Origin of the sequence: Actinophytocola sp. (genome assembly GCF_036002505.1) — a bacterium.
Classification (GTDB): Bacteria; Actinomycetota; Actinomycetes; order Mycobacteriales; family Pseudonocardiaceae; genus DASYTH01.
Genome location: NZ_DASYTH010000423.1, coordinates 1 through 13,780 on the forward strand (window position 1 = coordinate 1; position 13,780 = coordinate 13,780).

Below are 13,780 nucleotides of genomic sequence, written 5' to 3' on the forward strand. Positions count from 1 at the left end.
CGAACAAGTTCGGCCCGCCCGGATGGCAGGAGGACCCGGAGTGGAAGGGTTGGTGGGGTCCCAACCCGCCGTTCCACACACCGACCTTCATCCTCACCCATCACCCGCGCCCGTCGATCGAGATGGAAGGCGGCACGACCTTCCACTTCCTCGACGCCTCGCCCGCCGAGGCGCTCAAGACGGCCCGCGAGGTCCGCGAACTCCTTGCTGCCGGGCTCATCGACCACATGCACACCGTCGTCGCGGACGACCAGGACGTACGCATCGGCGGCGGCCCCACCATCATCCAGCGGAGTCACGCATGTCACGTTCACCCGTGCGGGTGTCTGAATCGCCTCGGTTAGTCGTGTTCTCCCTGGTGGTGAGGCCCGTTGAGGGCTGAAAATCGGTGCTGGCTGCCCGTTGACGTCGGGGTTCCATGGTCATTGGAGGCCGTCGGCTAGTCGGACGCTGGGAGCTGTGCGGGCCCTTGATTGTTGCTTTGAGCACGCGGATTAGATTGGGTGATCGCCCAGGCTCCCGCGGGCAGCCGCTGAGACTCGACGATGACCCGCTCGGTGCTGCTGGCTGACCGGCTGGCCGAGCTGGGTGTGACCCGACTGGTGATGGAATCCACCTCCGACTACTGGAAACCGGTGTTCTATCTGCTGGAGGCACACGGTTTCGACCGCCACACTCCTGCTGTACTTCCTCGCCGCCGTGCTCACCTACCGCCTCGCACCCAACCTCGTCCCCGACATCTCCGGCCCCGGCGCCCTGGGCGGCCTCACCCCCGACGCCAGAGCCGAAACCCAATCGCATCGAATCGACCCCCACGTCGCCGACTTCGTCCTCAGCGCCCTCCTCAGCACCGTCCTGACCGCCGCCAGCGCTCTGTTCGCTCAACCAGCACGCCGAACAACCACGGTCGCAACCCGCAAGTTCTGATCACCAGCGAGGTCAGGTTCGTCCGCTGACATCCGCGCCCCGACATGGTCTAGGCCACGCCTGCTGCCGCCCGCATCAACGGGTCCGGGTACGGTCCGCCCTGCCGTCGTCCACACCGGAACGGCGGTCAGGAAGGAGCGGTCATGCGGCTGCGACTGCAACCCCGGGACACCACGTTCTTCGACCTGTTCACCGACGCCGGCACCAACATCAGCGCCTGCGTCGAGGTGCTGCGGGAATTCGTCACCGCCCCACCCGAGCGGCGCCCGGAGCTGGCGGCGCGGATGCACGAGATCGAGCACGCCGGCGACGAGACCACCCACACCATTCTCAACCAGCTCAACCGCGCCTTCATCACCCCGTTCGACCGGGAGGACATCTACCGGCTGGCCGGCCGCCTGGACGACGTGATCGACTTCATCGACGCCGCGGTCGATCTCGCCGCCCTCTACCAGGTCGGCGACCTGCCCGACGGCGTCCACAGCCAGGTCGACCTGCTCTGCCAGTGTGCAGCGCTGACCGCCGAAGCCATGCCGAAACTGGCCAAACCCAACGGGCTCGACCCGTACTGGGTCGCGGTGAACGAGCTGGAGAACCAGGCCGACCAGGTCTACCGGCAACTGCTGAAATGGCTGTTCAGCGGCGAAGTCGACACCCTGACCCTGCTGAAACTCAAAGAGGTCGTCGACCAGCTCGAGTCCGCCGCCGACGCCTTCGAACACGTCGCCGACGCCGTCCACACGATCGCGGTCAAGGAGTCCTGACCGTGGACCTCGCGGGTCTGGTCCTGCTCGTCGTGCTCGCGCTCGCCTTCGACTTCACCAACGGCTTCCACGACGCCGCCAACGCCATCGCCTCGGCCGTCTCCACCAAAGCCCTCTCGCTACGCGGCGCGCTGCTGCTCGCCGGGGCGATGAACCTGCTCGGCGCGCTGGCCGGCACCGGCGTCGCGGTCACCATCGCAAAAGGCGTCATCGCGACCCCCGCCCCCGAACACGGGGTAACCGTCATCATCGCCGCCGTCATCGGCGCGATCACCTGGAACCTGATCACCTGGTACTTCGGCCTGCCTTCCTCCTCATCCCACGCCCTGATCGGCGGACTGGTCGGCGCCGCACTCGCCTCCACCACCACCGTGCAATGGCAGGGCGTACTGAACAAGGTGGCGCTGCCGATGGTCATCTCCCCCACCGTCGGGTTCCTCCTCGGCTACCTCGTGATGACCGGCATGCTCTGGACCTTCCGCGCCGCCGACGCCCACCGCGTCGCCCGCGGCATGCGCCGCGCCCAGATCCTCTCCGCCGCCAGCCTCGCCTTCGGCCACGGCCTCCAGGACGCCCAGAAGAGCATGGGCGTGATCGTGCTCGGCCTGGTCATCACCGGCCACCAGACCGACTATTCGGTGCCGTTCTGGGTGATCCTGTCCTGCGCGCTCGCCCTCGGTCTGGGCACCTACGCCGGCGGGCTGCGAATCATGCGCACCCTCGGCCGCCGCATCTTCCCGCTCACCCCGCCCTACGGCTTCTCCGCCGAAATCTCCGCCGCCTCCGTGCTCTACCTCACTGCGTTCGTCTTCGCCGCGCCGATCTCCACCACCCACGTGATCACCTCCGCGGTCATGGGAGTGGGCGCCACCCGGCGGCGTTCCGCCGTGCGGTGGGCGGTGGCCGGCAACATCGTCACCGCCTGGGTGCTCACCCTGCCCGCGGCCGCAACCGTCGCCGCCCTCGTCTACACCATCACCCGCCTCTTCTGAGCACGTCACCAGCAACCGGGCGCACCGCCCGCAGACCGTCTGCTCCTGGTCACCCGCAAGGGTGCGAGGTGGCTTCGACCACGGCGCTGACCAGGCCAAATACCGAACATCGGACGTCACCGAATCCAGTGACGGTGATCGCCACCTGAGCACTACCCGCTCGCACTTGCCTACCGTGAAACCCATGCGCACCGCGTTCTACGAGCGACTGCAGCACCTGACCCCAACAGGTCGCCGACATGTGCGGCCTGGCCGCCGAGGCGATGCAGCAGGCCACCGACGCACTGCTGCGCGCCGACCTCTCGGCGGCGGTGGTGACGTCCACGGCCCGGCACGGCGACACCGGCTTGCCGACGTCGCGGCTTTCCAACCAGACGAGCTCATCGGCGTTGTCCCGGATGAGCTCGGCGACACGAAGGAGGACGCGAGCCCGCTCCCGGCCGCGCATGGCGGCCCACGGACCGCTGTCGAACGCCTCGCGCCGCGGCGGACACCGCGACGTCGACGTCCGCGGGGCCGGCATCGGCCACGGTCGCGATGACCCGCCCGGTGGACGGGTCGAGCACGTCGGCGCGATCGCCGGAGGACGCATCCCGCCAGGTCCCCGCAAGGTACAGCCATCCCTCGTCGACCGGGATGTTGTTCATGCTCGGTGGGTCCGTTCTCAGCTGTGCCGGCGGCAGGTGTCGACCAGGTGCACGCGGTAGGGCGCCAAACGAGGGGGTAGTGGGCGCCCTACCGCGCTCGGCCGCGCGAGGCCGGCCAGGTAACCGCGTCGCGCGGCGGGATTCGGTGACGTCGCCAGGTCCTTTCCCTGCTCTGGAATGGTCGGGGGCAAGGCTCACCCGAAACCCAACCCGGAGGGACGGGGAAATTACGGAGAACGCTACGGAGATTGACGCGGCTGCGCCGCCATCCAGGAGGCCACCTGGGTGCGGGACGTGAAGCCGAGCTTCGCCAGGATGTTCTCGACGTGGGACTCAACGGTCCGGGTGGCAATGACGAGGGTGGCCGCGATCTCCTTGTTGCTCATACCGCGGGCGAGGAACTCGGCGACCTCCCGTTCCCGCCGGGTCAGCCCACCCCGTTCGCCCGGCCGCGACCTGCGCACCCGCGCCTTCGCGGACTTCTCATCCAGTGCGTACCCGATCGCCTCGTCGAGCCCGAAGCCCGCCCCCGACGCGAAGGCCGCGTCAAACATCTCGGCCCCGATCGCCGCCCGGGCCCGTGCGGCGCAATGCTCATCGAACCCTTGGTAGGGGCTCATCTCGCCGACACGTGCGCCGCTGAGCCGCCAGACCGCGTTGGCGGCACCCAGCAACCGGGCGGCCCGTTGGTGGTCACCGCCGGAGGAAGCGCACCACGCCAGTGCCCCGAGGAGAAACGCGAGCAGCGTGCGGTCGGCCAGCCGGAGCGCGATGGCTTCTCGCAGCAGCACCGATGCCGCTGCACCCTCGCCGGCCCGCCATTGATGAACTGCAACCGCCCACAACGCGTAGCCCCGGGACCACCGCGCCTCGTACCGCTCGGTCAACGCGAGCGCCTCCTTGGCGGTGGCCGTGCCCCGCGGGTCATCGAGGAACAGGCGCACGGCAGCGAGCAGGATCAGCGCGTCGAACACCAGCAGCGGGTCGCCGGCCACGCGGTACCCGGTCAGTGCCCGCTCCAGCAGTTCGGCGCCACCGGACAGGTCGCCGGCGAAGAACGTGGCCATCCCGGAGCACTCCGCATTACCCGCACGCAGCAGTTCGTCGTCGAACTCCTCGGCCAGCGCGCGGTGCTCGGCCAGCATCCGCCGCGCGGAGTCGGCCTCGCCGATCTGGATCGCCAGGAACGACGCGGCATACAGTGCCCGCGCCCGCACCATCGTGGGCTCCCCGCTCAGCTCGAGCCCGCGCCGCAGGTACCGGTAACCCTCGAGCACCAGGCCTCCGCCGTACCAGAAGTTCCACAGCGCCCAGGCGATATCCAGCGCTTTGCTTGCCCGCTCGGGGGCGGACAGGCAGTACTCCAGCACCGATCGGAGGTTGGCGTGCTCGCGCCGCAGCCGGGCGATCCACTCCAGTTGCCGGGGGCCGAACCCCTCGTTCCGATATCGCCGAGCGAGGCCCACGTAATGCTCGACCTGCCGGGCTCGCACGTCATGTTCGCCGCCCTCACCGGCGAGCTTGGCCTCGGCGTACTCGCGGACCGTCTCCAGCATCCGGTACCAGGCATGACCCCCGAAGGTCCCGTCCTGTCGGGTGAGAACCGACTTGTCGACCAGTCCCGTGATGACATCGAGCATCTCGGCGTCGCCGGACTCGCAGACGTGCTTGGCGGCATCCAGGTCGAACCCGCCGGGAAACACCGACAGCTGCACCCACGACCGCTGCTCCTCGGGCGCGCACAGCCCGAAGCTCCAGTCGATCGTGGCCCTGAGCGTCTGCTGCCGGTGCTGCGCGGTGCGCGGCCCCGAGATGAGCAGACCGAACCGGTCATCGAGCCGCCGTAGGAGCTGCTCGGCCGACAGCACACGCAGGCGGACGGCGGCCAGCTCGATGGCGAGGGGGATGCCCTCCAGTCGCTGACAGATCCGGACCACCGCGGTCCGGTTGTCCGGGGTGAGCTCGAAACCGGGTTGCACGGCGACCGCGCGTTCGGCGAACAGGGTCACCGCGTCGAACGGGCTCGCACCCGCGTCGTCGTCCCGAGGGACAGGCAGCGGCTCGATGTGCAGAATGTGCTCGCCCTCCGCGTGCAACGCCTGCCGGCTGGTGGCGAGCACCCGGACCCGGCCGGCGGCCGCGAGCAGCTTCGCCACCAGCGCCGCACATTCGTTGACCAGGTGCTCACAATTGTCCAGCACGAGCAGCAGTTGCTTGTCCTCGAGATACTCCGCGAGCCCCGCCGCCGGGTCAGCGGTGGTGCGCAATCCGAGCGCCGTCGCCACGGTATTCGGCAGCAACGGTGGGTCAACCAGGTCGGCGAGCGGGACGAACCACACACCATCGGAGAACGACCTGCGCACACCGCCGGCAACCCGCAACGCCAGACGTGTCTTGCCTACGCCTCCCATGCCGGTCAACGTCACCAACCGAGCGGCGGACAGCAGGCGTTTCGCCGCCACCATCTCGCGCCGCCGGCCGACAAAGCTGGTCAGCTCTGCCGGCAGGTTGCCGACGCTCCGGCGCGGACTGGCGCGCACACCGGAAGTGTAGATTCGCGCGGCGTCACGCTCGCCGGTGCACCGCGGATCGCGGTCATCCCCGTCGAAGACCGGCACCGGGCCGCCAACCGGCCCGTGCTCCACATTGTCCACTGTGGACTCAGTGATGGCTCGAGCGAGATGTACCCGACCAGCAGCAGCGGCGGCTTCCACCCACCCGACGAAGTCATCATCCGGGAAGCCACCCGCAACCGCGCCGCCGGGCTCACGCTCCTGGACTACTCCGACTGCCCGACGAGGGTGATCGGCCAAACCTGCGCCGCCTGAACCCAACCGTAGATCCACCATTGTGGACAGTTGGTGCCGCGATCACGGTTCAATCACCGATGGCTGGTGGCCCAGCCAGTTGTTGATCCGCGGCCGGGACGGTCGCGCCGTTGGCCCTACGCCGTTTCGGTGAGCGGCACGGCGGAGTTACCGCCGCCAGTGGGCGCGCGCGGTAAGGTACCTCCCGTGCTACCGGACGGTGACAAGGGGTAGTTGGTGATGGGGTTGGGGTTGACCTGATCGAGCACGATGTGGTCCACCGGCCAAGCGGGCTGCTCGCCGTGGCGTAGCGAACGTGGGTGAAGGTGGGCGGTCTCGCAGAGCCGCAGTCCCGGACGAAGCCCGGGCACATGATGAAACCGTTGCCGTCGCCGCACATCGACGGGGCGGAACTTACCAGTGGTAGTGGCCCCCGCTCAGAATTTGTAGCTTGACCACCGGCGCGGCCGGCGGCGATGTGGATCTTTGTGATACTTGGGTTCACCGCTGATGAGAGCCATCATCATGATCGCGACAGACGCCGCTGTGTGCCGACTTCTCATGGCTCGAGATCGTTCGCGGCGGGCCGGGAGCTTGCCACATATGTCCAGAAAGGACTGACATGGCGGGACGGCGGTCGCGCCCGGTCACACTCAGCGATGTGGCCGCGCTGGCCGGGGTGTCGGTGTCGACGGCGTCCAAAGCGCTCAACGGGCGCGAAGAAGTGGCGGCCGCCACCCGGGACCGGGTGCTGGCCGCGGCGGACAAACTGTCCTTCCAGCCGGCCATGGTTGCCAGGGGACAAAGTTCCGGCCGGACGAGAACCGTCGGACTGATCAGCGACGAGGTGGCCGGGCGGCCCACGTTCCCGATCCTGCTCGGGGTGGAGAACGCGCTCAGCGACAAGGAGATGTCGGTGCTGCTGTGCGACACCCAAAGCGACCCGACCCGCCGGCAGCATTACATCCGCACGCTGCTCGCCCACCCGGTGGACGGGTTCATCGTGGTCGGCGACGGCAGCAACCGGCGGGCTTCGCTCACCCGCCACATCCCGGTGCCGGTGGTCTACGTCTACGGTGAGTCCACCGACCACCGGGACCTGTCCGTGCTCGCCGACGACACCGATGGTGGGCGGCTCGCCACCGAGCACCTGGTTTCGTTGCACCGCAAGCACATCGCACACGTCACCGGCCCGCCGAACAACCGCGCCGCGCGCGACCGGGCCGCCGCCCTCCGCACGGTGCTGGACGAGGCGTGGCTCGCCCTGGTCGGCGAGCCACTCTTCGGCGAATGGTCCCAGACCTGGGGCCGGCACGCCGCCAAGATGCTCGCCACCACCTACCCGAACCTCGACGCGATCTTCTGCGGCAACGACCAGATCGCCGCCGGCGTCGCGCAGGCACTGCAAAATCTCGGCGCCCTGATACCCGACGACATCGCCATCGTCGGCTACGACAACTGGGAGGTCTTCGCCGCCGACTGCCAACCCCCACTGACCACAGTGGACCTCAACCTCCAGCAGCTCGGGACCACCGCGGTCACCGAGCTGCTCGCCGCGCTCGGCGGCCGGCAGCGTCACGGCGTCATCCGCCAACCCTGCCGGCTCGTCGTTCGCGAGTCCACCGGCCCGCCACCATCATTCGAATGATGGTCATCCCGCCCGGCGCCTTCGGCCACGTAGGCGGGGTGAAACTGACCGGCAGGGCGGACAGGCCGCGCATCAGCATGGAGGGCCGCCACACGAGGGCGTCGGGGGGCCACCGATCTTTCGCAACCGTGAAGCAATCTCAACATTTTCTTGGCGGACTGCGTCAAACGGTTCAACACCTACGGCGCTCGCGACCAGAAATGAACGTACGGGCGGCGGTGTGGTGACGCCGCCCGAACCGGGAGGGAGCTCTCGGATCCGTGCGGCGGTGGTGCGGTCGGAGAACCCGTGGGATGCGGCACATCCGCCGGCCGGCCGGACGTGCCGGGATGGGAGCCTGCGGCGGGCCAGTGGGATGGGACCGGGGTGCGCCGGAAAGGTGGTGTCGCGGGCGCGGGATCTCCCGACCTGTCGCCGCGCAGAGTGGCACAGTACCCGGCGACGTTGTCCTCGCCGCCGGCGGCGGAGACCAGAGCCGTGAAGGCGGGAAGGCGCCTGATCACCTGGCGACGGCAGCGTCCCAGTTGCCGCGACCAGCAGCTCATGCAGGCTCCCACACCCGCCCGGTCGAACTGGGCGGCGAGCCCGCGCAGCCCCCGGTAAGCGGCGGTGCGCACCGCACCCGCGCGTCTACCCAGCACCCGAGCGACGGTGGCCACATCCAAGCCCACGACCACCCACGGCAGCACGGCCTCGGCCTGATCCCGCGGCTGGCGCACGATCAGCGCCAGCGCCGCGTCGGTCGACATCGCCTCGGCCGCCGAACCGGGCGGCGTCGGCCGTCCCCGGCAGTTCGGCCAAATGCTCCACCTCAGCGTCCACGGCGACGGGACGCCTGCGCCGCTGGCGGAGCGGATCCATGGCTCGAGGCCGCGCGATCGTGGTGGCCCGGCCACGAAAGCCGTCCGCATCACCACGGAAAGCCGCCAGGTCCCGAGCGATCTGCAGCCACGCCTCGGCGGCGACGTCCTCGGCCTCGGCACCCACCAGCACGCGCAGATAGCGCAACAGTCCCGGCTGCACCGCCCGGTACAGCAGCCGAAACCCCCCTGGCTCCCGAGCCGCGCATCCCGAACAGCCATAGCCAGATCCGGCTCCGTCACGGAACCGGATGACGACCGCCGGCCGGCCGTGGTCGTCTCCTGGTCTGTCATCGACGCGCTCCACGAAGAGATGACGGGACTTCTGACCGCTGCGGACCGGTTCGGTCAAATCATGGACACCGGCGAGGGCACGGCTATGACGCGCGTCGTTCCCCGAGCTGGCGGTGTGACGGATTCGCGGCACCTGACGCTGAGAGATGTTGAGAGATGAGCCCGCACCGTTTTCGCCGCATCGACCGGCAGACCGCTGAGCAACACCCCACTGGCGCGCCAACACCATTGCCTACCCACTGACCAGGGGATCTCCCCCGGGGCGGGCGGCGGTTCCCCCCGGCCACCGCCCCGCCCCAATCTCGTAAGCCCGCTTACCGGCCCGGCGAACTGTGTTGAACAGACAACTGTCCATTATGGATGTTGATCGTTCGGATGAGAGTTCCTAAGCTTGATGACGCGGCGGAGTTCGTTCCGTCGATGAGAGGCGGTAAGAGTTGTCTGGCGCGGGGCCATCCTGATGGCCACAGTGGACAGTGAAGTGGAGCTGGTACCGTTGCGGACCGCGTTCGACGTCGTGTGGCGCGGATATGACCGTCGCCAGGTCAAGGAGTTCGTACGTCATGCGGAGGCGGAGTCGCGGCTGACCACCGCCGACCGGGATACAGCGACCGCCCAAGTGGAGGAGTTGGCCGCTCAGCTGGAGGAGTTGCGTTCCGAGAACCGCCGCCTGCGGGCGAAGCTGGACCGGGTCTGCCATACCCCGATCGAGCCGGATGCCCTGACCGAACGGCTGAGCCGGATGCAGGAACTGGCCAGAGACGAAGCGGCGGAGATCACCGCACGGGCACAGGCCGCGGCCGAGGACACCTGGGCCAGCGCCGAACAAGCCGGCCTTCGGATGCAGGAGCGCTACCAGCGGCTGATCGCCGAACTCGACGTGCAGCGCCTGGAGATGCAGGCCGAGCACCACCAGCTCATCAGCTGCACCCGGGCCGAAGTCAACGCGATGACCAACCAGGCCGAGCAACATCGCCGGCAACTCGACCAGCAGGCCGCCCTCCGGCGGCAGGAGGTCGAGAATGACTTCGAGATCGCCATGGCGGCTCGCCGCACCGACACCATGCGAACCTTGGCCGAGCGCGTCGCCGCCGCCGAAGCCCAGGCCCGGAAGATGCTCGACGACGCGCGGCGCGAAGTGACCGCGCTGCACCAGGTGCGGGACCATGTTTTCGCACAGCTCGACGACACACATCAACTCCTCGCCGACGCCCTGCCCCGGCTGCACCCCCAACCCGGAGAACCCGCCGAGCCGTCCGACGAAGACACCCCACCGGTACCGGCCCAGCGAGACCACACGACCAAAAATCCAAACCCCGCCCGCCATCCCGCGTCCAACACCGAAACACACAATGTCGCCGCAGCGAAATTGTGAAACCCCAGCATGCAGTCGCTCGGCACCGTCATATCCTGAACGCATTCGCGTATAAAGCCACACTTCGCCGACCATGAAGCTGCAATTGCCTGGGCACAACGCATCGGTGTAGGCGGCGATCAGGAACTGCTGACGAAGGCGCGCAATGCCGGCTTGTCCGGCATCAGCCGTGACGAACTGGTCAACGCGTTGCCGCGGCAGGCGTCCTGACCGGCGGCCCGGTGCTGGTGGCCACGACGGCGTAACCCAGCACGTCGTCGTCCTGGGCTACGCCCGTGCCTTCCGGGCGCCACCGGTTGAGCCGTACCACGCCTTCCGGTGTCGGCTGCCAAGGGCCGAGCAGAGCGGCGAACTCGGCCCGCGTGCGATCCACGAACGTGATGCCGGCATCGGCGAGGATCTTCTTCCCGGCGGTGATGAGCTCTGGACTGAGGCCATCGCCGCTGCCGTGCGAGGCGGCCAGCATGCTGCCGCCGGCGAGCCGATCGTGATATTCCGAAAGAGCCCGCCGGGGATCGTCCGCATCGCAGATGCAGTGCAGCACCGCGACGGCCAGCACTCCCACCGGCCGCTTCAGGTCAAGCACCCGCGACGCCCGGGGTCCGAGCACACTCCGCACGTCACACGCATCGGCCTGGATGACCCCGATCCTGGGATCGCCGCCGATGCTCAGCTCGACGTTGGCCGTCACGATCGGGTCATTGTCGACGTAGACCACCCGGCCCGCGGGGTTCACGGCGTGCACGATCTCGTGAGCCGGCCCGACGCTCAGCAGCCCGGAGCCCAGATCGAGGAACTGATCAATGCCCGCGTCGAGCATGTGCAGGGCCGACCGGCGAAGAAACGCCCTGTTCTCCAGCGCAAAATCCCGGTACGCAGGGACGACGGCGAGAAGGTGCTCGGCGACCTCGCGGTCAGCCGCGAAGTTGTGCCCGCCACCGAGCACATAATCGTAGACCCGTGCTATTGCCGGCGTGGCCTGGTCTGCCCGGGGGGTGGAATACGGAGTAGTCATCAGGCTACGGCCTCGAAAGCATCCAGCTCGCCACTGAGCCGCCGGACATGCATGGTCAGCAGCGGCCGGCGGGTCATGCCGAGGGCGGCCATGCGCTCGGCCATCGGATGGTCACCCAGCTCCACCCGCCCGTAGCCGCGACCGAAATGCGTTCCGTGGGCGATCATCGGAGCCACGCCACGCAGCAGCACCCCGGCCTGCGCACCGTGATCGAGCCGGCTCCAGGTGTGGGTCTTGCTCCGCATGCGGAACGGCACGCTGATCCGCCCGGCCCGCACGCTGGCCCGCATGACGAACGTGTCACCGTCGTACACCGTGACCGACGCCGACGACCCGCGGAAGATGAGATCAGATCGCATCAACCATTTCGGCAGCGCCCACAAATCCTGCCCGACCTCTCGCGTCAGCTCCCCGGTCACCGGCAGGTCGACCGTGTACAGGCCGACCCGGTTGCCGGGCCCCCGAGCCAGCAGCGCGACGCCGACCTCGTCGTAGCTGCCCAGCTCCCATGGGCCGTAGTGCACCAGCATGAGCACGCTCAATGCCCGGCCGGCCACGGTGAACGGGCGCAGACCCGCGCCCGCCAAGCATCTCGCCGCCTCCACCGGGCGCGCCGTGAACACCGCCGTCGCCAACTCCGCGTCCCTGATGTAGACCGGCAGCGTGATCGTCTCGCCCTGGCCACGCCAGGTCTTCGCCGCGACGAGCTCACCCAACTCGATGCTCCCATGGCCATTCCATCCGGCGGTTCACTCTAACCCGTAGATCACGGAATGCCGTCGCCGGGGTTCCGGCCGTTCGAGTACGCCGGGCGACCCGGCTACTCAGAATCCACGGGTCAGACCCGCCAACCACAGAAGTCCGACCTCCGACCCGATTCTTCAGTGCGCCACATTCTCCGCGTTGCTGCCGCCCTGTCGGGAATGTACGGTGACAGCCCCTACGGCGTGTCCGGACTGGTGAGGTGGCGGCGTGACCGTGTTGATGGCACTGGAGGGAACCGCTACCGGTGTCGTGCTGGCCGTGCTGGCCGTGCTGGTGCTCTGCTGGTGAGGGACCCGAAGAGCGTGCCGCAGCGGGCGGTCACGATGGCCGTCGGATCGTTCATCTGACCGTGGTGTTCGGAAGGGCCGCGACCGGGCCACCATCCTCGGACTGCCGCCGACGGCGACCCGGCTGATGCAGCACCTGGGCGTGCTGGGTCGCGAGCTTGTCAAGTTGTCTGTGTAAGTTGATCTAGAAAATTGTTTAGCCGAGGTAGGGGTTGAGGCGTTCGGGGTAGTGGAGGCCAGCGCGCCGAGGGCTTGTTTCCAGCCTTGGACGACGGCGCCTTCGACGAGTCGGCGGGGGCTCGTCGTTTGCTGGGAGACAGGCCTTTTTCTTTCATGCGTTGGCGTTGGCGTTTGTCTTCGACGTCCTCAAGGCAGCTGGGCTCAACCCCAGGATTGGACACCCCGAGAGCTGCGGCACAGCTTTGTGTCCCTGCTCTCTGATGCCAAGGTGTCGATTGAGGTGATCTCGTGTCTGGTCGGCCACAGCGACACTACGGTGACCGAGGGGGTCTACCGCCACCAGCTCCGTCCGGTCGTCGAGGAAGGCACCAGCGAGATGGACCGCATCTTCCCCAACGCGCCGGCATAGTGTCGTCACCACCGACAGGTCAGGTTCCCCGTCCACAGTGAAGGTGGACGGGGACTGACCTGCGTAACCTCACGACCGCCTGACCGCTGATCAGTAAGATCCGTACTCACGTTTCAACAGACCCGAGCGCAGATGATGGTTCTATCGTTAGGGGTCGGATTATCAGATTGACGTCATACAACGTCGCAACGGCTTCCAACTTCCGCAGCGTCGCAGGCTCTAGCGCAACATCGACCATCAACTCGGCCTGGTCATTGAATCGGTTGAACCCCCATGACCCAACATCCCCGTTCATCATAATGAGAGCCCCAACTGCGTCATTAAGTGCATGTCCTCCGAACCCAACCGGAGGCGGGGCAAAATTTGACGAAACATGCCCAGCCCTGTTGGCCGATCGGATGGATTCCAAGACTTCTTCGAGCAATTCCCGGTCCGACCTTCCCGGGCCAGTAGCGACCAGCGCGCCTTCGGCCTGATTCAGGATCTCAGAAACCTTGGGCTCAATATGAGGCCAGAAGGTGGAGAACACAAGTTCTAGGTGATCAGCCGCGAGCGGCTTCGATCGAGCGTTATTGATGGCCGAAACTATGCGACGGACCCCCTGGGCGTCTAGCGGCTGTGCCTGGAATTGCCCCAGAGGCAGAGCAACGTCCGTTGGTGCCAGATCTAAGGTCACGACCGTCGTGGCGGTGGTGAGGTCGAGCCACCGCTGGTACCCGGACACCCCGCCGGCGCCGGGCAGGGTCAGCCGGAGATCGCCGGCGGGCTGGTAGGCCAGCTCGCCGGCCGGGTTGCCGAGCATCGTCTGGT

The 13,780-nt window shown here is 67.9% G+C and carries 13 protein-coding genes and 2 pseudogenes; 8 read left to right on the forward strand and 7 right to left on the reverse strand.

The features are described from left to right. The 4 genes and pseudogenes from VGR06_RS37410 to VGR06_RS37425 all read left to right on the forward strand — a co-directional run. Nucleotides 1-344 (forward strand): annotated as a pseudogene (locus VGR06_RS37410) (hypothetical protein); the annotation flags it as partial. 355 nt (nt 345-699) lie between these two features. Then, nucleotides 700-927: a hypothetical protein gene (locus tag VGR06_RS37415; protein ID WP_327563956.1), complete on the forward strand. Its 228-nt coding sequence runs from the start codon at nt 700-702 to the stop codon at nt 925-927. Between the two features lie 143 nt (nt 928-1,070). Then, on the forward strand, nt 1,071-1,691 hold the full coding sequence (locus VGR06_RS37420) for a DUF47 domain-containing protein (protein ID WP_327563957.1): 621 nt from the start codon (nt 1,071-1,073) through the stop codon (nt 1,689-1,691). Next, nucleotides 1,688-2,683: an inorganic phosphate transporter gene (locus tag VGR06_RS37425; protein ID WP_327563966.1), complete on the forward strand. Its 996-nt coding sequence runs from the start codon at nt 1,688-1,690 to the stop codon at nt 2,681-2,683. Before VGR06_RS37420 ends, VGR06_RS37425 begins: the two co-directional genes overlap by 4 nt. A 49-nt stretch (nt 2,684-2,732) precedes the next feature. Here VGR06_RS37425 and VGR06_RS44180 read toward each other — a convergent pair whose 3' ends face one another. Further along, nucleotides 2,733-3,275 carry an aldehyde dehydrogenase family protein gene (locus tag VGR06_RS44180; RefSeq protein WP_414637406.1) on the reverse strand — a complete coding sequence of 181 codons (543 nt, stop codon included), beginning with the start codon at nt 3,273-3,275 and terminating at the stop codon, nt 2,733-2,735. Between the two features lie 294 nt (nt 3,276-3,569). After that, nucleotides 3,570-5,795: an ATP-binding protein gene (locus VGR06_RS37430; protein WP_414637408.1), complete on the reverse strand. Its 2,226-nt coding sequence runs from the start codon at nt 5,793-5,795 to the stop codon at nt 3,570-3,572. Between the two features lie 216 nt (nt 5,796-6,011). Here VGR06_RS37430 and VGR06_RS37435 point away from each other — a divergent pair, with 216 nt between their 5' ends. Both VGR06_RS37435 and VGR06_RS37440 read left to right on the forward strand, forming a co-directional pair. Next, nucleotides 6,012-6,158 (forward strand): hypothetical protein, encoded by a 147-nt coding sequence (locus tag VGR06_RS37435; protein ID WP_327563959.1) that lies wholly within the window; start codon nt 6,012-6,014, stop codon nt 6,156-6,158. Nucleotides 6,159-6,759: 601 nt separating this feature from the next. Further along, complete coding sequence (locus tag VGR06_RS37440) at nt 6,760-7,785, forward strand: LacI family DNA-binding transcriptional regulator (RefSeq protein WP_327563960.1); 1,026 nt, start codon at nt 6,760-6,762, stop codon at nt 7,783-7,785. 630 nt (nt 7,786-8,415) lie between these two features. Here the strand turns inward: VGR06_RS37440 and VGR06_RS44185 are convergent. Beyond that, the gene (locus VGR06_RS44185; RefSeq protein ID WP_414637407.1) at nt 8,416-9,168 is read right to left on the reverse strand and encodes a sigma factor; all 753 of its coding nucleotides are present in this window, start codon (nt 9,166-9,168) and stop codon (nt 8,416-8,418) included. Nucleotides 9,169-9,408: 240 nt separating this feature from the next. Between VGR06_RS44185 and VGR06_RS37445 the strand changes: the two genes are divergently transcribed. Continuing rightward, entirely contained in the window at nt 9,409-10,314 is a 906-nt protein-coding gene (locus VGR06_RS37445; RefSeq protein WP_327563961.1) for a hypothetical protein, read from the forward strand. A gap of 181 nt (nt 10,315-10,495) precedes the next feature. Here the strand turns inward: VGR06_RS37445 and VGR06_RS37450 are convergent, their stop codons facing one another. The 3 genes and pseudogenes from VGR06_RS37450 to VGR06_RS37460 form a co-directional block, all read right to left on the reverse strand. After that, nucleotides 10,496-11,329, reverse strand: coding sequence for an SAM-dependent methyltransferase (locus tag VGR06_RS37450; protein ID WP_327563962.1), 834 nt, complete (start codon nt 11,327-11,329; stop codon nt 10,496-10,498). After that, nucleotides 11,329-12,045 (reverse strand): acetoacetate decarboxylase family protein, encoded by a 717-nt coding sequence (locus VGR06_RS37455; RefSeq protein ID WP_327563963.1) that lies wholly within the window; start codon nt 12,043-12,045, stop codon nt 11,329-11,331. The genes VGR06_RS37450 and VGR06_RS37455 overlap by 1 nt, the downstream gene beginning before the upstream one ends. Before the next feature lie 532 nt (nt 12,046-12,577). Continuing rightward, nucleotides 12,578-12,752: pseudogene (locus VGR06_RS37460) on the reverse strand (IS256 family transposase); the annotation flags it as partial. A 77-nt stretch (nt 12,753-12,829) separates the two neighbouring features. On the opposite strand from VGR06_RS37460, the gene VGR06_RS37465 reads away from it, so the two are divergent. Beyond that, nucleotides 12,830-12,970 carry a hypothetical protein gene (locus VGR06_RS37465; protein WP_327563964.1) on the forward strand — a complete coding sequence of 47 codons (141 nt, stop codon included), beginning with the start codon at nt 12,830-12,832 and terminating at the stop codon, nt 12,968-12,970. Nucleotides 12,971-13,076: 106 nt separating this feature from the next. Here the strand turns inward: VGR06_RS37465 and VGR06_RS37470 are convergent. Beyond that, the coding region (locus tag VGR06_RS37470) for a glycoside hydrolase N-terminal domain-containing protein (RefSeq protein ID WP_327563965.1) at nt 13,077-13,780 on the reverse strand (704 nt) is incomplete at its 5' end.

Excerpts from the sequence above, each read along its gene's own strand:
- VGR06_RS37420 (WP_327563957.1), top strand. The coding sequence starts at position 1,071 with ATGCGGCTGCGACTGCAACCCCGGGACACCACGTTCTTCGACCTGTTC.
- VGR06_RS44180 (WP_414637406.1), bottom strand. The coding sequence starts at position 3,275 with ATGCGTCCTCCGGCGATCGCGCCGACGTGCTCGACCCGTCCACCGGGC.
- VGR06_RS37430 (WP_414637408.1), bottom strand. The coding sequence starts at position 5,795 with ATGGTGGCGGCGAAACGCCTGCTGTCCGCCGCTCGGTTGGTGACGTTG.
- VGR06_RS37435 (WP_327563959.1), top strand. The coding sequence starts at position 6,012 with ATGTACCCGACCAGCAGCAGCGGCGGCTTCCACCCACCCGACGAAGTC.
- VGR06_RS37440 (WP_327563960.1), top strand. The coding sequence starts at position 6,760 with ATGGCGGGACGGCGGTCGCGCCCGGTCACACTCAGCGATGTGGCCGCG.
- VGR06_RS44185 (WP_414637407.1), bottom strand. The coding sequence starts at position 9,168 with ATGGTGTTGGCGCGCCAGTGGGGTGTTGCTCAGCGGTCTGCCGGTCGA.
- VGR06_RS37450 (WP_327563962.1), bottom strand. The coding sequence starts at position 11,329 with ATGACTACTCCGTATTCCACCCCCCGGGCAGACCAGGCCACGCCGGCA.